Genomic DNA, 18319 nt, shown 5'->3' with positions numbered 1-18319 from the left:
GCAACGCAAGTGCTGCGGGTAGCGTTGGGAGCATTACTCCAGCAAGGCAACCGACTTCACCTGCACCCACACATCGCGGCCTTTGCTGATATCCAGTGCAGCCATTGCCCGCTTGGTAAGCCGCGCCAACATTACAGAATTACCAACTCGGACACGCACGAGCGCCAAACCAGGGTGCTCATCGTCGCCGACGGCATCGATCTGCCCGCGCAGTAGGTTCTGGATGCTGCTGGTGCCTGGTTCGCTGGCCAGGCTCACATCGCGTGCCAGCACACGAACTCGAACGCGGCGGCCCACAGACAATCCCTGGTCGCGTGCCCACAGGCTGCCGCCGTCAAAGTCCACCCGCGCCAAATGCCACTCGCTATCGACCTCACCGACGGTGCCGTCGAGGATCGCACCAGCGTCCTCACCTAGCCAGATCGGCAAGTCGAGGCGGGCCAGAGTCTCAGCCAGCAGCCCGCTGGCCAGCACCCGGCCGCCCTCCATCGCCACCAGGTAATCGGCCAGCCTGGCGACCTCATCAGGCGAGTGGCTGACGTAGAGCACCGGAATATCCAGCTCGTCGTGCAGCCGTTCCAGGTAGGGCAAGATTTCCTGTTTGCGCTTCAAGTCGAGCGCGGCCAGCGGCTCATCCATCAGCAACAGGCGCGGGCTGACCGCCAGGGCGCGGGCGATACTCACTCGCTGACGTTCGCCACCGGAGAGGCGATCCGGCTTGCGGTCGAGCAGATGCCCGATGCCCAGCAGCGCGATGGCGTGGTCGAGGCTAACCCGCTGTGCCTCGCCGTTGCGCTTCATGCCGTAGCGCAGATTGCCCATCACTGTGAGATGCGCGAACAGGCTGGCCTCCTGGAACACGTAGCCGATGGGCCGCTGGTGGGTTGGCACCCAGCGCCCGGCGTCCTGCCACAACTCGCCATCGACGGCGAGCCGCCCGTGCGGTGCGCGTTCCAGACCGGCAATGCAGCGCAGCAGTGTGGTCTTGCCGGAACCGGAATGGCCGAACAGGGCGGTGACGCCCCGGCCGGGCAGCTTGAGATCCACGTCAAGGGAGAAACCCGGCCAGTCGAGCCGGAAGCAAGCATCGATGCCCGCCATCTCAGCCTCCCTTCTTCGGGTTGGGCCGCCAGGCATACAGGGCCAGCAGCACCAAGAAGGAGAAGATCAGCATGACCGCCGCGAGGCGGTGCGCCTGCATGTATTCCAGCGCTTCCACATGGTCGTAAATCTGTACCGAGGCAACCCGTGTGACGCCCGGCAGGTTGCCACCGATCATCAGCACGACGCCGAACTCACCGACCGTGTGGGCGAAGGTCAGGATCGAGGCCGTCAGGAAACCCGGCGCGGCCAGCGGCACCGCCACGGTGAAGAAAGCATCCAGTGGCGAAGCACGCAGCGTGGCGGCCACTTCCAGCGGTCGGTCGCCCACGGCCTCGAAGGCTGTTTGCAGCGGTTGCACCATGAAGGGCAACGAGTAGAAGACGGAGGCGATGACCAGACCCCAGAAGGTGAAAGGCAACGGCCCCAGGCCCAGCGCCTGCGTGAGCTGGCCGACCGGGCCGTTCGGCCCCATCGCCAGCAGCAGGTAAAAGCCCAGCACCGAGGGAGGCAACACGAGCGGCAGCGCGACCACCGCGCCAATTGGCCCCTTCCACCACGCCTTGGTGCGGGCGAGCCACCAGGCGATGGGGGTGCCGACCAGCAGCAGGATCAGGGTGACGATTCCTGCCAAGCGCACGGTCAGCCAGAGGGCTTGCAGATCACTATCGGTCAGCATGTTCCCTCCCGTTCAATGTGCGTGCTGGAAGGTCTTGATGGCCGAGACCATCAGGACAACACCGAGCAACCCCATCAGCCAGCCGGTCGGCACCAGGCCAAGCAGCAGCCCGCCGATGGCCGCGCCAAGGATTGAGCCACCCACCATCCAGCCCATCAGCGGCCTTTCCTCGCGCAGCACCTGGAAAGCGTCGGCGCGGGTGTAACGGGCGAAGCCGACGATCATGGTCGGCAGGCTGACCATCAGCGACAGGCTGCCGGCGAGCTTGATGTCCAGACCGTAGAGCAGCACGATGGCGGGAATCAGCAATTCGCCACCGGCCACACCCAGCAGCGCGGCGACCATGCCGATACCCAGGCCAGCAATCAATCCGGCCACAAAGCGCAGCGGCCCGGCTTCGATGAGCGGCGTGCTGCCCTCATGCACACCGGCCCAGGCTTCCGAGAGCATGACCAGGGACAAGGCGACCAGCAGAACCAGGATGATGCGGTTGAGCCACTGGCGTGACAGGGTGATGGCATGGCCTGCCGCCCACCAGGCCCCGACAAGACTGCCCGCAAGTAGGTTCAGCACCACGTCGAGGTGATCGGCCAGCGTGCCCGGCGCAATCGTGCCGCCCCGGAACAGCAGCGCGGCGGCGACCACGACCAGGCTCATGGCCTTGTTGAGGATGACGGCCTCCAAGGTGCCAAGGCGGAATACGCCGACCAGCACCGGCAGGCGGAATTCAGCCCCGCCGAGGCCGATCAGGCCGCCGAGCGTGCCGATCATGGAACCGGCGACGAAGCCTTGCCCGTTGCGGGCAGGTACGCTCATGGCCGCATCCTACTTGCTGACGGCTTCGCCCGGCAGGACGAAACCGTATTTGGTCATCACGGCACGAGCCGGTTTGCTGCCCATGTAATCAGCGAACCGTTTGGCCAAGGCACTGCCTTCGGCACGCTTGGTGATGATGAAACCCTGTTCCAGCGGCTCATGCAGGTTGTCGGGGATGAGCCAGTAGCCGCCGCGCTTGGCCAGCTCGGGATTGACCGCCAGGGCCAGGGCGATGATGCCGACCTGAGCATTGCCGGTCTGCACGAATTGCGCGGTGTGGGCGATGTTCTCGCCATAGACCAGTTTGGGTTCTACCTTCTCCCACAGTCCTGCGGCGCGCAAGGATTCCTCGGCCCGTTTGCCGTAGGGGGCGTGCTTGGGGTTAGCGATGGCGATGCGGGCGATCTTGGGGTCGGTCAGGCTGGCCAGCGTCATCTTGCTGGCGTCCATGCCCGCGCTCCACAGCACGATGCGGCCGAAGGCATAGGGCTTGACATCGGAGGCAGCGAAGCCCGCCTTGGCCAGCTCACGCGGGAAACCGATGTCGGCCGAGAAATACAGGTCATAGGGCGCACCCTGCTGAATCTGCGTGTGGAACTTGCCAGACGAGCCGTAGATGACCTCCACTTCGTCGGCCGGGTTGGCCTTCTTGAAGGTGGCGACGATCTCGTCCATCGCGAACTTGAGGTCGGCCGCCGCCGCGACGGTGACTTTCTCGGCGTGGGCCGTCGCCGCGAACAGCAGTGAGCAAGCGAGCAATAAGGGGCGCAGGAGTTTCATGGGCGGGTTCCTTTTCATCGGGTCATGGCACAAGAACCCGCTGAACGGCATTTGTCGGGTTCACCACATCGTTAGGTCAAAAAAGACATAACGATAAGCATACAGCAGCATCCATGCCAAGCCATAACCGAAATCAAGAATGGATCAGTTCGCCAGGTCGCGCAGGGCTTGCAGTTCCTTGCCTGCACTGGCGTTGAGACTGGTTTCCAGGGCGTCGTAACGCTCGATGAGCTGTTGCCCGAGTGGTGTCAGGGATGCGCCACCACCGCCTTTGCCGCCAGTCGCGGTTTCGACAACCGGGCGGCCAAACCCTTCATTGAGGGAGTCGATCAGCAACCAGGCACGCTTGTAGGGCAAGCCGAGCGAACGGGCCGCTGCCGCAATGGAGCGGGTTTCGCCAACGGCCCGCAGCAGGTCGATCTTGCCGGGACCGATGGCGATCCCGTCGCCGATGTAGATGCGTGGTCGCACGAGGACAGCGCACGGCTTGTTTTTCTTGGAAGTCATATATCAGAGGCGATTCAAATTTTGGCCAGCAGTCTCTGCCCATCTGGGCGCAACTCACCCTTTGGAGAGATATGTCGGTACAAAGTCTGTCGCGTGATGCCGAGTTCCTGGCACAGGTCACCGACCTTGGTTTCCGGCTGCCCCATCGCTGCCATCGCCAGCCGCAGCTTGGCCGCCGTCATCTTGAAAGGGCGTCCGCCTTTGCGGCCCCGTGCCCGCGCCGAGGCCAGCCCCGCTACCGTGCGCTCGGCGATCAGCTCGCGCTCGAACTCGGCCAGCGCCGCGAAGATGCCGAAGACCAGCTTGCCGGCGGCGGTCGTGGTGTCGATAGCCGCGCCGTGGCCAGTCAGCACCTTGAGGCCGACGCCGCGCCCGGTCAGGTCGTGCACGGTGTTGATGAGATGCCGCAGGTCGCGCCCTAGCCGGTCGAGCTTCCACACCATCAGCGTATCCCCCGACCGCAGCGCCTTCAGACAGCTCGCCAAGCCGGGGCGATCCTCGCGCTTGCCCGATGCCTGATCCTCATACAGATGCGCCGCATCGACGCCGGCCGCGATCAGCGCGTCACGCTGCAAGTCGGTCGCCTGGGAGCCGTCCGCCTTCGATACCCGCATGTAGCCGATCAACATCTCGCACCTGTCACATATACGTTCGATTATGTGACAGTTTGCATCGGGAAGCTCTGCACGTCAAAATTTGTCACTTAACCCGTCATTCTGTCTAAGGCATGCAAAGGGTAGGCTAGGCTCATAATGTGACAGAAATTCCGGGGGGATGCCTTCCTTCGCGAAGGTGGCGCGCAACTGTTCCAAGGAAGCGGGGTCGCGCCGACCATAGGAAGCCAACGCGAACAGCGAGCGTGCCGTCTCGGGGTTGTGTCGTGCTTCAATGATGGCCTCATCAATGGCCTGGATTGCACGCTGCCAGTGATCGACGGGTTCGGGCTTCGGCGCTTTCGCCGGCAGGCCACTGGTGAACCCGGTTTGGGGCTCGGACCAGAATAGCTTTGCGTGCTCGTCTGGCGGGCTTATATCCCTCACCTCAATCAAGCTGATTGCCGTTGCCGCCGCCTCCAGCATCTGCAACCGTACTGCCGGGTTCAGGGTTTCATACGGTCGCCACAGACTTTGCCCAGCACGCAGCGGATGCCCGCAGCATTCCCAGATTTGGCGGAGATACCCCGCGTAGGTGCCGCACGTCGAAAGCGGGGTGTTCAGCTCATCGAGCAGCGTGCGTAGCAGCCTAAACCACAATCCGGCGTGGATGCGTCGGCGCGGCAACTCCACGTGGCCGGTCGTCAGTGCCTGCCAGGTACGCTGGTCCATCGCCGCAATCGCGTCGCTGGCAGTGCGCGGTTCGGCGTCGGCGTTCTCCCAGCCGAGAAACCGCCCTGGCACGCCCCAATAGGATTCCAGCCAGCAGCCATGCAGTGGGCAGCTCAGCATCAGGGGCAGCTTCCACGCGAGCAGTACGGCTTGGTTCTCCGGATCGTTCAGGCAGAGCGGACAGGCGCGGTGTATCGGTTGGGTGGGCAGCCAGGCACGCCAGCTCGTGATGGATCGCGTCTTACGGCGGAGTCTCGGCAGCAGTACCGAGAGCTGGAACGCATAGGTTTCCAATGCGGCTGGAATCTGATCATCAAGGCTGTCCAGTAGCCAAGGCACCCAGCCGGCGAAACTCATGCAGCGCAGCCGATCCAGCTCGATACCGCTCCGCTGGGAGAGCATCGCCAGCAGCGCCAGTGGTGGCGCGGTGTCCAGGTCATCAACCTGGCCGTGACCAAGATCGTGCTCCAGCAGCTCGGACACTTCCATGTGATAGCAAAGGGCCACGCGGTTGAGCCACGAAGACAGGGCTTCGGCTTCCCTGGGTGCCGGATGCAGTGGCCAGCGTGGCGCTGGCTTCACATCAGTTCCCGCTCGAATTGCCGCCGCCGCTCGCTGGGACCGGTGTAATCGGCCATGCTGAGCGTGCGGTGGTTGATCGCTTCCTCACCACTCTCCACGGCGGCCACGGCCGCCGCCATCAATAGGTGCGCCAGCTCGCCAATTTTGCCCTCGCTGCGCGTGAGCAGGTAGCGAGCCATGTCCAGCGTGGCAATCGACGAAGGTCGCCGCAGCGGGAGCGAAGCCGCGAAGCTGGCCAGCAGTGAACAGCAATCGTCGTTGGCCTCCCACACCGGCAGCATCATCGGCTCGAAGCGATTTTCCAACTGGTCATCCGAGCGGATGGCCAGGTAGGCGTCGTGTGTGCCCACACCGACCAGCGGGATGCGCAATTCGTTGCCGAGGAAGCGCAGCAGGTTGAGGAATTCCCGGCGGTTGACGCTGTTGCCGGCCAGGACGTTGTGCAGCTCGTCGATCACCAGCAAACGCACACCGAGCTTGCGCAGCAGTGTCAGCGCCAGTTGCTCTATTTCCGGCAGCCGTGGGCGCGGTCGCAATGGTGCTCCCATCGCCGCGAGCAGCGCGACGTAGAAGCGGATCACCGATGGCTCGGACGGCATCTGCACGACCAATACCGGGATGTGCTCCTGGTCGGCGTCGGAGCTGGCCGGGTGGGCGCGGCGGAACTTCTCGACGATCATCGACTTGCCGTTGTTGGTTGGACCGACCAACAGCAGGTTGGGCATGCGTTGTTTGTTTGGCCACGTATACAGGGCTTCCAGCCGGTTCAACGCCTCGACTGCTCGCGGATAGCCGATCCAGCGGTCGGCGCGAAGGCGATGGATGCGCTCGTCCGCCGGGAGACGGGCCAAGCCCTGGGCCGCCGGCAGCAGGTGGCTGGTTGTCCGCCTGCGGGTCTGCCATGTCCGTGTCCGCTGGTGGCGTGGTTTTGACAGGTTGTTCCGTTGACTTGAGATGCTGGCGTCGATCCGCGTCGCGCCGCGCCTTGCGCGTGGCTTTCTGCGCAGTGGTCACGATTTCGCGCATCTGCCCGATCATGCGGAACAGCGCCGACTCATCCACCTGTTCGCGCCCTTGCTGCCGCAATTTCGCCAGCGCCTGCCGTTGTTCCCAGAGGGTGACAGCCGGGTGCGACAAGGTACGGTATGGAATTTCCAGATAGTGCTGCCCCTCCGGCTCCAGCACCCAAATGCGGCTGATGTCGCGTGGGTCGCGCCGGATCAGGAACGCAGGCAGGCGGTCGCGCCGAGCTATCCACGGCTTGAGCGCATCGGCGTAGTAGTGGATGTGGTCGATGACGAAGCCAGTGCGGGTCAGGGTGCGGCGGAGGACGGGCAGGAAATCGACCAGAAAAGCCGTGGTGCGAGTGATGACGGTTGGAACGCCGGTACGCGCGACAGCTTCGGCCCAGCGTGCGGCCGGCGGTTGGAGCAGGCCGTTGTGCACGGAGCCGTGATAGGTGCCAACCGCCAATGCGAGCCAGCGTTCCAGCTCGCGCAGTGTCAGGGCGGCCATCTTCTCGGAGGCGTATTCCCCGCGCTGGTCAGGGTTGGAGAAGGTCGTCCCCGGCAATTCGTCGTGGATCATTTGCATCGCCGTGCCGATGATCCGTTCCACGATGCCGCCATAGTGCGGCTGCCCGAGAGGCCGATAGTCCAACCGGATGCCATGCTGCTCGCAGCCACGGCGTAGCGCCTCGCTCTTGAATTCGGCCGCGTTGTCCAGGTAGAGCAGCGCGGGCTTGCCGCTCATCGGCCAGTCCATTTCCACGTCCAACCTTTCCAACCAAGGGCGCTTGTCGCAACCGGCGTGTGCGAGGCACAGGCCGACCGAGACGGCAGATGGCGCTTCTAACGTGACCACCATGCCAACCACGCAGCGGGTGAACACGTCGATGGCGAGGGTCAGGTACGGACGGCCAATCGGTTGCCGGTCGCGCTCGTCCACCACGATCAGGTCGATGACTGTGTGGTCGATCTGTACCTGCTCCAGCGGTGCGGAGACTGGCGGAGGAACACCGCCAACACCTTGCAGGATGCGGGACGCATCCTGGCCTTCCCGAAGTCGAGTGGTCTTGAGTGGATCAAGGCTGGCGATCCGCAACGCGACCGTGTTGCGCGCCGGCATCCGCAGCTTTTGCAGCTTGCACACCCGCGCAACTTCACGGTGGAACGCCGCCAAGCTGCGCTTCTGCTTGGTCAGGAAGCGCTTTTGCAGTAGCTCGCGGATGATTCGTTCGACCGACTCCGGCAAGCGGCCTTTACCTTTGCCACCGCTCGACTGTCCAAGAGCCAAATCAGTGACCAGCCCCGAACCTTGCCGGGCACGGCGGATCAGGACGTAGACCTGCCGCCGGGACAGACCCAGCGCCTGGGCTGCTGCGTCGGCCGCTTCATGCCCGACCGTCTCCGACTGCGCCAACGGCCCAATGATCTCCGCGCGGCAGCGAGCACGCTCCCATGCCTGTTCTGACAGGGTGGCTACGCCGCGCTCGGCAATCGGTACGGTATCGGTCGCCATGCTCGCCTCGCTTTGGTGCACACGAGTATTGAGCATAGACGAGTTTCGTGCAGAGGAGTCCTGATATCGGGCTGTCAGGAGCCGTATGCACAGCAGGCTTCATGTCTCGTTGATTGGTGCAGTCGTCTTCTGAAAATGACAGCCAGGGACAGGCGCAATGTCAGATTCTGTCGCGGCCTTGGCGCGTGCCTGGAAGCGTTCATAGCAATCCAGCCCGCAGAAATGTTCGACGTATTCCGCGCCTTCCGGGGTGAAGGCGGCATCGAGCGGAATTTCTTTGCAGCATACGCAGCAGGTGGTGCAACTGGCAGTGTTCGGGGCGTTTGCGTTCATGGTGGTACTCCTCCAGATTGGTAGCGAAGCTCAAAGCTGCCCACTCTCGGCTGGCTGGGAAGCGGTCATGATCTTCCCTTGAAGGCCCGCAGCAGCCGCGTCACAGACAGGACAAACAAGCCGGTCAGCGTGAGGGCTGCAATACCCCAGTGCTCCCCGATGAACGCGCCGGCCGTCGTGCCGGCTAGCACAATGGCGAGAATCGGCAAATGGCAGGGACAGGTGAGCACGGCCAGCGCGCCCCACAAGTAGCCGGTGATCGGTTTGTGCGTCTCAGACGGCAAGTGCTCTGGGCTGTTCATGGCAGACTCTCCGCGTGCTGTGCCGGTTCGGTTGGCATGGCGGCCAGTTGCATTTCGAGGCTGGCCAGGGCCTCGCGCCGACGCTCGACGAGTTGCCGCAACACGGCAAGCTGCGCAGACGCACCGTCACCGTCCGCAGCATCCAGCGCCCGGCACAGCCGCGCCAGTGCGTCCAGGCCGATACCCGCTTCGAAGGCAGCCCGTACAAAGCGCAGCCGTTGCAACGCGGTGTCATCGAACAAGCCGTAGCCGCCCGTGGTGTACGCGACCGGCCGTAGCAATCCGCGCAGCAGGTAGTCGCGCACGATATGCACGCTCACCCCGGCATCAAGGGCCAGCCGGGACACTGTGTAGGCGCTCATTGAACACCTCCTTTTCCTCATCCGGCGCAGCACGAAAGCTGCTTCACGTCCTTGCTGAAGGTCTGCGCCGCGAGCTTCAGCCCTTCGACCATGGTCAGGTAGGGGAACAATTGGTCGGCCAGTTCCTGCACGGTCATACGGTTGCGAATGGCGAGCACCGCCGTCTGGATCAGTTCACCCGCTTCCGGGGCCACCGCTTGCACGCCGATGAGCCGTCCGCTACCTTCCTCGATGACCAGCTTGATGAAGCCGCGTGTGTCGAAGTTGGCAAGCGCACGCGGCACGTTGTCCAAGGTCAAGGTGCGACTGTCGGTCTCGATCCCGTCGTGATGTGCTTCCGCCTCGCTGTAGCCCACGGTGGCGACCTGCGGGTCGGTGAACACCACGGCCGGCATTGCGGTCAGGTCCAGGGCCGCATCGCCGCCAGTCATGTTGATCGCCGCACGAGTGCCGGCCGCTGCCGCCACATAGACGAACTGCGGCTGGTCGGTGCAGTCGCCGGCCGCGTAGATGTTCGGGCTACTGGTGCGCATGCCCTTGTCGATGACGATGGCCCCCTGCGCATTGACGGCTACCCCCGCCGCTTCCAATGCCAGGCTGCGCGTGTTCGGTGTCCGGCCGGTGGCGACCAGCAGCTTGTCGGCGCGCACTTCGCCCTGTCCAGTGGTCAGCACGAATTCGCCGTCCACATGGGCGACTTGGCTGGCTTGCGTATGTTCCAGTACCTTGATTCCTTCGGCACGGAAGGCGGCTGTGACGGCCTCGCCGATGGCAGGGTCTTCGCGGAAGAACAGCGTGCTGCGCGCAAGGATCGTGACCTGGCTACCCAGCCGGGCGAAGGCTTGCGCCAGTTCCAGCGCCACCACCGACGAGCCGATGACGGCCAGGCGTTCGGGAATGGTGTCGCTGACCAAGGCCTCGGTCGAAGTCCAGTAGGGTGACTCTTTCAGGCCCGGAATCGGCGGCATGGCCGGACTGGCACCCGTGGCGACCAGGCAGCGGTCGAACATCACGACGCGCTCACCACCCTCGTTCAAACTAACGATAAGGCTCTGGTCGTCCTTGAAACGCGCTTCACCGTGCAGAACGGTGATGGCTGAATTGCCGTCCAGGATGCCTTCGTACTTGGCATGACGGAGTTCTTCGACACGGGCCTGCTGCTGGGCCAGCAGCCGCTCGCGCAAGATCGTCGGCGGTGTGGGTGGCATGCCGCCGTCGAATGGGCTTTCCCGGCGCAGATGGGCGATGTGGGCGGCGCGGATCATGATCTTGGACGGCACACAACCGACGTTGACGCAGGTGCCGCCGATGGTGCCGCGCTCAATCAGCGTGACCTGCGCGCCTTGCTCGACGGCCTTCAGTGCTGCCGCCATCGCGGCTCCACCGCTGCCGATCACGGCGACTTGCAACGGGCGCTCGCCGCCGCTGCCCTTGTCGGCGGCACCCATCCAGCCGCGCACCTTGTCGAACAGCCCAGTGCGGTTGTCGGTCGGCGGGGCATCGGCGAGCATCGCTTTGTAGCCCAGGCCAGCCACGGCGGCGGTCAGTGCGTCCGGCGCTGTGCCTGGATCAAGGGCGAGCTGGGCCGCGCCCTTGGCATAGGACACTATGGCAGATTGGACGCCGGGTACTTTTTCCAGCGCTTCCTTGACGTGCGCCGCGCACGAGTCGCAGGTCATGCCGGTGATTTTTAGATGGGTCATGCGACAGATCCTTTTTCGTTTGTGGTAGCAGACAAGGGCGTCAGATGTGCTGCGCTGCCGTTTTCAGTGCCTCACTTCTTGACGCTGGACGGATAGCCTGCGTCTTCGGTGGCCTTGGTCAGCTTCTGCACGCTGGTCTTGGCATCATCGAACGTGACAACCGCTTCGCGTGTCTCGAAGGTCACGTCAATTTTGCTGACGCCTTCGACCTTGGAAATCGCCTTCTTGACGGTGATCGGGCAGGTGGAGCAGGTCATGCCCGGTACGGACAGCGTGACGGTCTGGGTGGCGGCCCACACGGGGGCAACAACGGCAGCGAGGGCGAGGGCGGCAAACAGTTTTTTCATGATGAACTCCTGTGATTAATAGAAAAATGGCATGACGTAGGGAAATCCGAGCGAGACCAGGACCAGCGCGGCCACGATCCAGAAAATGAGCTTGTAAGTAGCTCGCACTTGGGGAATCGCGCAGACCTCACCCGGTTTGCAGGCTTGCGCCGGGCGGTAGATGCGCCGCCAGGCGAAAAACAGCGCGACCAGCGCTGCGCCGATGAAGATCGGGCGATAGGGTTCCAGCACCGTCAGGTTGCCGATCCATGCCCCGCTGAACCCCAAGGCGATCAAAACCAGCGGCCCCAGGCAGCAGGCCGACGCAAGAATGGCGGCCAGCCCACCGGCGAAGAGCGCGCCGCGCCCGTTTTGTGGTTCAGACTTTTGTGGTTCAGACATACGCTTGTCCTTTCAAATTTGGTTTGGATAGCTTAAGCTTACTTCCGTAGTTATGTACGGAGTCAAGCGATATGCAAATTAATTTTGAGAATCTGACCATTGGCGTTTTTGCCAAGGCGGCCGGGGTCAATGTGGAGACCATCCGGTTCTACCAGCGCAAGGGCCTGCTGCCGGAGCCAGACAAGCCCTATGGCAGCATTCGCCGCTATGGCGAGGCGGATGTAACACGAGTGCGGTTCGTGAAATCGGCCCAGCGGCTGGGCTTTAGCCTGGACGAAATCGCCGAGCTACTGCGGCTGGAGGATGGCACCCATTGCGAGGAAGCCAGCGGCCTGGCCGAGCACAAGCTCAAGGATGTGCGCGAGAAGATGGCCGACTTGGCACGCATGGAGGCCGTGCTGTCTGAACTGGTGTGCGCCTGCCATGCGCGGAAAGGGAACGTTTCCTGCCCGCTGATTGCGTCACTGCAAGACGGAACGAAGCTCGCTGCATCGGCGCGGGGGAGTCACGGGGTGACTACGCCTTAGCGTGCTTTATTTTCCGAATTCTGAGACGACCCCTGATCCACTCGTTTTCCGCCTGAATCCGGTCAAGGATCGCTTTCTTTTCTTCGTTAAGCAGCTGGAAGCCTGCCAAACCAGATTCCCAGTGAACGGCCAGCGGATACTGCTCAACAAAGATCACGGGTTTGCCGTCCATCTTTGCCAGGATATTCAGCTGCCTCTGGCGTGCGTTTTCGGACGGGCTAAAGGCCAGCTTAAGGAATAACGGCGCGATCCCCGCATCCTGTTTAAGACGTTCGGCAACCTCCGGCATGTCGAAATACAGACTGTCGATTACCACAATGGCTGGCCGTGTGGCGCTGCGCAGTTCGTTAGCCAAGTCTGCGTATAAAACGTCTTTCACTTTGTGCCGCTCAAGTATTCGGCCCAGCGAACGGCCAGATGCGCTTTGTCCAGGTTGTAAATCAAGGGAATGATCACGCGGCCTTCATACTCTTCAAACTCAATGCCTGGCTTAAAGTGAACAGTCAGTGTTTCAGGGTTAACACCCATCAAATGACGGTCAAACAGCTTGTGCAGTGTCGGCGACAGCAGGATACCGTTGCCGACGCTGTAGCAACCCAGATCTGCACCTTCGATGTGCGCAGCCTCCAGCACGCCGCCCAGATGCTTACCAGACACCGCACAACGGCCGCCAAAGTTCTGGCGAACCAATACCCTAAACTCTGCCTGTATGGCCGTGTCGCGCTGCATGACAACGCGCTCGGAGGAGCCGCCTTTCAGCTCGCGACCGTCGCGCAGCTCGGGCGGTGTGATGTCTTTCATCAGAAGCGCAACGGGCACGGCCATATCAACCACTTCCGGTGCGGAAACCTCAACCGGAGCATTAACTACCTGCGGGACAGTTACCGTCTCGTTGGCTGCAGGCCTGGTCTTCAGGGGCTCGGCCAGCGGTTTACCCAAGAACTGCTTGGCCATTTGCTGTACGGTCATGCCACTGGCGAGGTGCTTATGCACGAACAAGGCAAACTGATGACGCTGCGCGGCGGGGATCCGCTTCATGGCCGCTTCAATGCCGGACAGCTTACCGGTTTGGGTGGCCGCTTTGGGTTTGACTATCGGTAAATCATAGGTCCTGATAGCGACGGCGGGGGTGTCAGTTCCGCCCAGCTTACGCTGATTGAAGCCCTCCACCTGACGAGGTGTCACACGCTCGCCTGTATCCTGGACAGTGCCAAAGGTCAAGGGCTTAGTGGCTTCGGCACCGGAAGCTGTACGCGCAACAACCCACGGATCCAGTTTAGCTGTTAGCGTCTGCTTGCCTTTCGACTTTTTCAGCAGGTGGTGCGGGTTTGAGCGGGCTGTTCTTTCTTTGTTTTCACGGCGAAGAGCGGCCATACGAGCCAATTTTTCGCGGTAAGCAACTTCCCTTCCCCGGGAGGCGATAACGAGTGGATCTGTATTCATAGCCCTGACCACTTCACTTTTTGTCATCCCCACCGCCAGCAAGTGAGTCACGTTCGTCATTACCTTGCTGACATCCTGCTGCGCTATGCGTAATCCCTTAACAATGCTGTCAGCGATTTGGTTGCGCTCGCGGATCATCTGTTTGGCCGTGGTATTCGGATGACGCGCCGCATTAGATGCTGCGCGTGCTCGTTTGCCCTTGCCCATTTATTGCCTCTCTTGCCCGGTAACCGCCGGGGCGGTTATTTGCGTGGTTCAGGATCCGCTGTTTCTTCACTGTAGAACTGCTCTGCCGCCTCAATCAGCCATTCGGTGAGTTTCAGGCCTCTCTTCTCGGCCTGTTCGAATTAACGTCGCTGGCGGTGTGAATGTGGATCTGCGCTTCGCGCTTTACATCGACACACTGGGCATGGGTTTTGCCCGTCATTCTGTCAATATCCCGCATAATCAGGTCATTCATATTTAAAGAACCTTCGACACGATAATGAGAAGGCTCTCTAAGAACACGCCAATAAGATAGATAACAACAATTAGGCCCTGCTTCACTCGACTCGGACCGTTTGGTTAATCGTCTGAAACAGACGTAATGCCTATCCCGCTTGCACCTGCGTCTCCCGTCAGATACATGCGTAATGCATATAAAAGGTCGGGAGTATTAAGAAAAATTTTCGGCTTTTCAATTTGCAGATTGATGCGAGACTGCAAACCAATATTGTTGTCGATCACTAACCTGGAAACGCGATCGATCAGGTCCACAAATTTTTGGGTCCGTTCATTATCTGGCGCGAAAATCATTTTTAGACCTTCATCCTCGGAACCTCTGCTTCTCAGCAATGCCAGCAGAAGCTCCAGATGCTTACCAAGAGTCGCGATTTGGTATCTCGTTCCTTCACTATCCAGCTTTTGAATATCGAACCTGAGGCAACGATATAAGCTTACGGATAAAGCCTCGAGCTTCTCTTTAGTAAATCTGTTTATCACTGTTCTGGAACGCCAAAGCACTATCGACAAAACTTCCAGGGTAATGGATCTGGTCAGGCCCTCATTATCAATGGGATCAATGACATTCTCCAACAGCACTTGTTGGTAAGACAGGTCGGCATTACCGATGGCGAAAGCAATATTCTTGTGGTACTTCCGCAACAGCTTTCTATCCTTCACTGCATCAAGAAGCCGGGAGCCAACCATTTCAGGGGCGTCCTTATGCAGACAGCACAGAAAGAAGAAAAGCTCCTCTTTAAGCGTGTCCGGCATATTTTCAGACTCAATTATCGATATGATCTTTTGTGTTCCGTCGAGTATCGCGTTTCTAAAATGGTCGGGCACATCTGGCTCGGAAAGCGAGTGACCGTGATTCCAGATGGTTAATGCGGGGAAACGGAGGCTGAAGATCCCTTTTTCAGCATATTCAATGATTCTGGACAGCTTCCGATTGAGGGTATCCTGTGCCTTCTCCTGAAGCTGTGAGGGGACGCGCTCCAAAAAGGATATCGTTGCTCCGTAAGGCCCTTTTTCATTCGTAAATACATCCAGATAAACCGGGCAGCCTTTATGCAGGGAGTTTTCATCAACAGCCTCAATAAAGTGAGAACTGTGGCAAAACACACTCTGTCCCTCAACATTGACGCGACAATAGTATTTCCCGTTACTGTCTGTGCTTCCCCATTCCAGATAGCCGACTTTTCTTTTATTCAGGATGGATTGAAATTCCTTTTCATAATCAAAGGAGATCAGATCATTCAAACCTGAAATTTTGGAGCAACACCAGTCCAGGAGGTCAGAGACGCTCTTACCATCGTCTTTCGGGAAGGACTGAAAATCGGACCAGCTTTTTCTGGCCGGGAAATCCGGAATCGGTAAGTTCGCCAGATCGGCAATCCCCCTTTCTGATGCTGAGCGCCACTCAACTCGGACAGATTTAAAACCTGCTTCCGCTGAATCCAGCGGAAGGAATTTCAGTTCGTACGGGTCATCCGCGCCATAGGTATAGGTCATCTTCAGCTTGCACGTTGTGTCCTTCTTTAATGGAAAAGCTGGCGACATCAGGTATGCAACAAACCGCATCTCTTTATTGCCTTCTCCCTGTTGCAGGGGAAAACGATAATGCGTTTGTCCCGCGGGAAGCGTGAACCATTCTTCCACGGGTATATCCACCGTTCTGCCACGTTGCGGCGTTACTGTCGCGTCTTTTACAAGATAAAAATTAACCTTATACCCTTTGTCACTCTGTACCTCTATCGATAGCGCTGGCAGATGATCACGCCAGAGGGTCATATCACCCACTTCCTCCTGCCATCTGTTTAAGGTCTGGCTGCCTTTAATTGGCGACCATGCAGACCCCAGCCACTTATAATCCATTCGCCCATCGGGTTTCCTGAGGGTAACGTCAAGAGGCAGGATAAAGACATTCGCGCCCCGACAATCCAGGTTTGCAGAGTTCAGGCAGTTACTGATGGCGGTGTTTGACAATATGCTGAGATCTAGATCCTGAGTCAGAACCTCCCGAACAGAACCCGGAACGTTATACCAGCGTTCATCGTTGACAAAAGACACGTCTCCGGCATCGCTGGCTAAACCCTCGAATCCAAACAAATGAAGAAGGTCTTCAGATGTCTGGCAGCCATTCCCGTCAAGATTGCGGACCATGGCATTATGAATGCCGCTGTCGGGCTGATTAACCGTAGGATGTCTTTCCCAGCTAATACCTTTTGTCTCAGGCAACAGTCCCTCAAGCTCCGGTTGGTAAATTGCCTGAACCGGGGTTACTGAAATGCCACCGTCAAAGGAATCAATCACCAGCACAACATCATTGCCCTGGACGCTGTCCTGTACAAATTTCTTCGACGATTGCCATGCAAAGATAGCAGCGATACTTTTGGGAAGCGGAGTTGACTCATCAAAATAAAAATTGGCGCTTTTTCGTATCCCCTCCAGATCGAAATCATTCCCCCAATCAGGAATAAGATAGGTCAACTTATCTGCCTTGATATAGTCACTCAACTTTTTAATAAAAAACATCGATGCCCGGCTTTTAGTAGCCTCGGGCAGTGTTGAGTCAGGTGAAAAGAGGCTCCTCATGCTGACCGTCTGAATACCGGAATGCAGGGCGATGCATTTAGCGTAACCGCAGTCAATCTCCACTTCGCCATCAGAATGCAGGGGCCAGTACTGCTGAACCAACCTGAATGGCAGATGCGCCTGGGAGCCTGTACCGTGCGTGAACGCAGGACGGACTGAACACAGATCCACAACGGTGCTCTCCATCCGTATCGGGTCACGTTCAGTATTCGTCGGCGCAGCGTATTCAGGCGGGGCATCCGTGACGAATGACATTATCGTCTTCGGTATCTCGTTGATCGCTGCAGGCTCGATTTTTAATTTTTTATTTACGCCCTGAGCTGACGCAATAACCAGATACCCCGAAACGATATGTAATAAATACTTATCCTCACCGACGTGTAACTCCCATTTATCCCCCGTCAAATTGAACGCCACAGGGATGATCCCCGCCAGACGGTCGATGTCATCAGCACATTCCCCCTTTGGGTTACTGCCAATGACAAAAGACACCTCATCTCCAGCAGTTAGTGAGTTTATGTCTAATTTTTGAGATAGATTTTTTTGGTGGAAAAATAAGTCCACACCCTCTTCAGACGTGATAAATCCGAATAAACTCTCTGGCTTAATGAACTTAACTTTCCCTTTTTTCTTTGCGCCATACCCGGGGAATAGATATCCCCGAATGGGAAATTCAGACACGATAGAAAAGTTGTCGTAATCAAAGCCGACCGGTTGCTGAACTGTCCGAAAGCCACCACTCGCGTAAAGCTGGGAAAGTGTATTCCAGTAGATAACGGTGAGTAGGTCTTTATTAAGCCGTTTGCTGTCCTCGGTTATCTGAACGTCGCTGGCCTGGAGCCAGAGCCAGCCATCCCATATTTTTCGATAACGCTTGTCCTGCAGAAGCGTATTGTTGGGCGGAAGATTTCCCCATGCACCGATTTCAGCGGCATCGTCAGTTCTTAGCCATCGCTGAAGGGAAACAAGTATGTCCTCACAGGTCTCTTCTTTTGCGGCAGATAATGCACCCTGTCTTTCTGTCAGAATGTGTTCCAGCCGGAAGAGAAAAGCTCTCATCAGTCTGTTTTCCGACGTATCCACACTGCTCCTCCGTCTGACGGCCTTCATATAAGGCTTACCGGAAAGCTTTTCTCGGAGTGTCCTGCCCGGCTGACGGCTTAGCCATTGAACACTGTTGCTGTCAACCTCTCTCGCCGCATATATCGGCAGCATGGCATGTTCGCGTATCACCTTATCCCGGGTATGCTCCATTATTGCCAGGACAGCGTCCTTCACATGTGATACCACGCGATAGATACGGTCTTTTGTCTCCTCCTCTGGTGAGGTATCCCGCACCGATTTCGCCACAACATCCAAGAAATCGTCGATACCGGTATGCAGGACAAGTCCGGAAACTGGGTCGAAGTTCGACACTTCCGTCAGCCAGTTGCGAACCACAAGAATTAACTGGGCATGAGCCTTTAACTCATCGGTATTATTTAGACACCTGTAAACAGACTCAACAGAGTCAATTTTGAATGTACCCTCCAT

Annotated in this window: 19 protein-coding genes and 1 pseudogene; 2 read left to right on the top strand and 18 right to left on the bottom strand. The window is 59.1% G+C overall.

All coding sequences use genetic code 11. The features are described from left to right. Positions 1-33: 33 nt before the first annotated feature. The 9 genes and pseudogenes from modC to AC0XWG_RS25045 all read right to left on the bottom strand — a co-directional run. Entirely contained in the window at positions 34-1101 is a 1068-nt protein-coding gene (modC, locus tag AC0XWG_RS25085; protein WP_475681162.1) for a molybdenum ABC transporter ATP-binding protein, read from the bottom strand. A gap of 1 nt (position 1102) precedes the next feature. Then, positions 1103-1780 carry a molybdate ABC transporter permease subunit gene (modB, locus tag AC0XWG_RS25080; RefSeq protein WP_151605735.1) on the bottom strand — a complete coding sequence of 226 codons (678 nt, stop codon included), beginning with the start codon at positions 1778-1780 and terminating at the stop codon, positions 1103-1105. 12 nt (positions 1781-1792) lie between these two features. Further along, entirely contained in the window at positions 1793-2596 is an 804-nt protein-coding gene (locus AC0XWG_RS25075; RefSeq protein WP_151605734.1) for a sulfite exporter TauE/SafE family protein, read from the bottom strand. Between the two features lie 9 nt (positions 2597-2605). Beyond that, positions 2606-3376 (bottom strand): molybdate ABC transporter substrate-binding protein, encoded by a 771-nt coding sequence (gene modA, locus AC0XWG_RS25070; protein WP_151605733.1) that lies wholly within the window; start codon positions 3374-3376, stop codon positions 2606-2608. A gap of 144 nt (positions 3377-3520) precedes the next feature. Further along, positions 3521-3883, bottom strand: a complete 363-nt coding sequence (locus AC0XWG_RS25065; RefSeq protein ID WP_151605732.1) for a winged helix-turn-helix domain-containing protein — start codon at positions 3881-3883, stop codon at positions 3521-3523. A 14-nt stretch (positions 3884-3897) separates the two neighbouring features. Next, on the bottom strand, positions 3898-4512 hold the full coding sequence (locus tag AC0XWG_RS25060) for a recombinase family protein (protein ID WP_151605731.1): 615 nt from the start codon (positions 4510-4512) through the stop codon (positions 3898-3900). A 60-nt stretch (positions 4513-4572) separates the two neighbouring features. Next, complete coding sequence (locus AC0XWG_RS25055; protein WP_475681161.1) at positions 4573-5790, bottom strand: TniQ family protein; 1218 nt, start codon at positions 5788-5790, stop codon at positions 4573-4575. Next, positions 5787-6641 (bottom strand): TniB family NTP-binding protein, encoded by an 855-nt coding sequence (locus AC0XWG_RS25050; protein WP_475681160.1) that lies wholly within the window; start codon positions 6639-6641, stop codon positions 5787-5789. Before AC0XWG_RS25050 ends, AC0XWG_RS25055 begins: the two co-directional genes overlap by 4 nt. A 364-nt stretch (positions 6642-7005) precedes the next feature. Then, a pseudogene (locus tag AC0XWG_RS25045) lies at positions 7006-7305 on the bottom strand (Mu transposase C-terminal domain-containing protein); the annotation flags it as partial. 411 nt (positions 7306-7716) lie between these two features. On the opposite strand from AC0XWG_RS25045, the gene AC0XWG_RS25040 reads away from it, so the two are divergent. Beyond that, positions 7717-8010 carry a hypothetical protein gene (locus AC0XWG_RS25040; RefSeq protein ID WP_475681159.1) on the top strand — a complete coding sequence of 98 codons (294 nt, stop codon included), beginning with the start codon at positions 7717-7719 and terminating at the stop codon, positions 8008-8010. Between the two features lie 399 nt (positions 8011-8409). Here AC0XWG_RS25040 and AC0XWG_RS25035 read toward each other — a convergent pair whose 3' ends face one another. The 6 genes from AC0XWG_RS25035 to merT form a co-directional block, all read right to left on the bottom strand. Then, positions 8410-8643: a DUF3330 domain-containing protein gene (locus AC0XWG_RS25035; RefSeq protein WP_475681158.1), complete on the bottom strand. Its 234-nt coding sequence runs from the start codon at positions 8641-8643 to the stop codon at positions 8410-8412. A gap of 65 nt (positions 8644-8708) precedes the next feature. Continuing rightward, positions 8709-8945, bottom strand: coding sequence for a broad-spectrum mercury transporter MerE (merE, locus tag AC0XWG_RS25030; RefSeq protein ID WP_001087807.1), 237 nt, complete (start codon positions 8943-8945; stop codon positions 8709-8711). After that, a complete protein-coding gene (gene merD, locus AC0XWG_RS25025) occupies positions 8942-9307 on the bottom strand; it encodes a mercury resistance co-regulator MerD (protein WP_001277466.1) in 366 nt (121 codons plus the stop codon). The genes merE and merD overlap by 4 nt, the downstream gene beginning before the upstream one ends. A 17-nt stretch (positions 9308-9324) precedes the next feature. After that, positions 9325-11010 carry a mercury(II) reductase gene (gene merA / locus AC0XWG_RS25020; RefSeq protein WP_475681157.1) on the bottom strand — a complete coding sequence of 562 codons (1686 nt, stop codon included), beginning with the start codon at positions 11008-11010 and terminating at the stop codon, positions 9325-9327. 71 nt (positions 11011-11081) lie between these two features. After that, complete coding sequence (gene merP, locus AC0XWG_RS25015) at positions 11082-11357, bottom strand: mercury resistance system periplasmic binding protein MerP (protein ID WP_475681156.1); 276 nt, start codon at positions 11355-11357, stop codon at positions 11082-11084. Positions 11358-11372: 15 nt separating this feature from the next. Then, positions 11373-11738, bottom strand: coding sequence for a mercuric ion transporter MerT (gene merT, locus AC0XWG_RS25010; RefSeq protein ID WP_001294656.1), 366 nt, complete (start codon positions 11736-11738; stop codon positions 11373-11375). Positions 11739-11809: 71 nt separating this feature from the next. Here merT and merR point away from each other — a divergent pair, with 71 nt between their 5' ends. Then, entirely contained in the window at positions 11810-12265 is a 456-nt protein-coding gene (gene merR / locus AC0XWG_RS25005; RefSeq protein WP_001166628.1) for an Hg(II)-responsive transcriptional regulator, read from the top strand. On the opposite strand, the gene AC0XWG_RS25000 is transcribed toward merR, so the two are convergent. From AC0XWG_RS25000 to AC0XWG_RS24990, 3 genes are all read right to left on the bottom strand, one after another. Next, positions 12255-12644, bottom strand: coding sequence for a hypothetical protein (locus tag AC0XWG_RS25000; RefSeq protein ID WP_348552052.1), 390 nt, complete (start codon positions 12642-12644; stop codon positions 12255-12257). The two genes, merR and AC0XWG_RS25000, sit on opposite strands and share 11 nt — an antisense overlap. After that, entirely contained in the window at positions 12641-13915 is a 1275-nt protein-coding gene (locus tag AC0XWG_RS24995) for an HNH endonuclease signature motif containing protein (protein ID WP_348552051.1), read from the bottom strand. Before AC0XWG_RS24995 ends, AC0XWG_RS25000 begins: the two co-directional genes overlap by 4 nt. A 357-nt stretch (positions 13916-14272) precedes the next feature. Further along, positions 14273-18319 (bottom strand): DUF2357 domain-containing protein, encoded by a 4047-nt coding sequence (locus tag AC0XWG_RS24990; RefSeq protein ID WP_080828754.1) that lies wholly within the window; start codon positions 18317-18319, stop codon positions 14273-14275.

Source organism: Enterobacter sp. DVT3837 (assembly GCF_056238685.1).
This window is presented reverse-complemented; position numbering and strand designations above follow the sequence as displayed.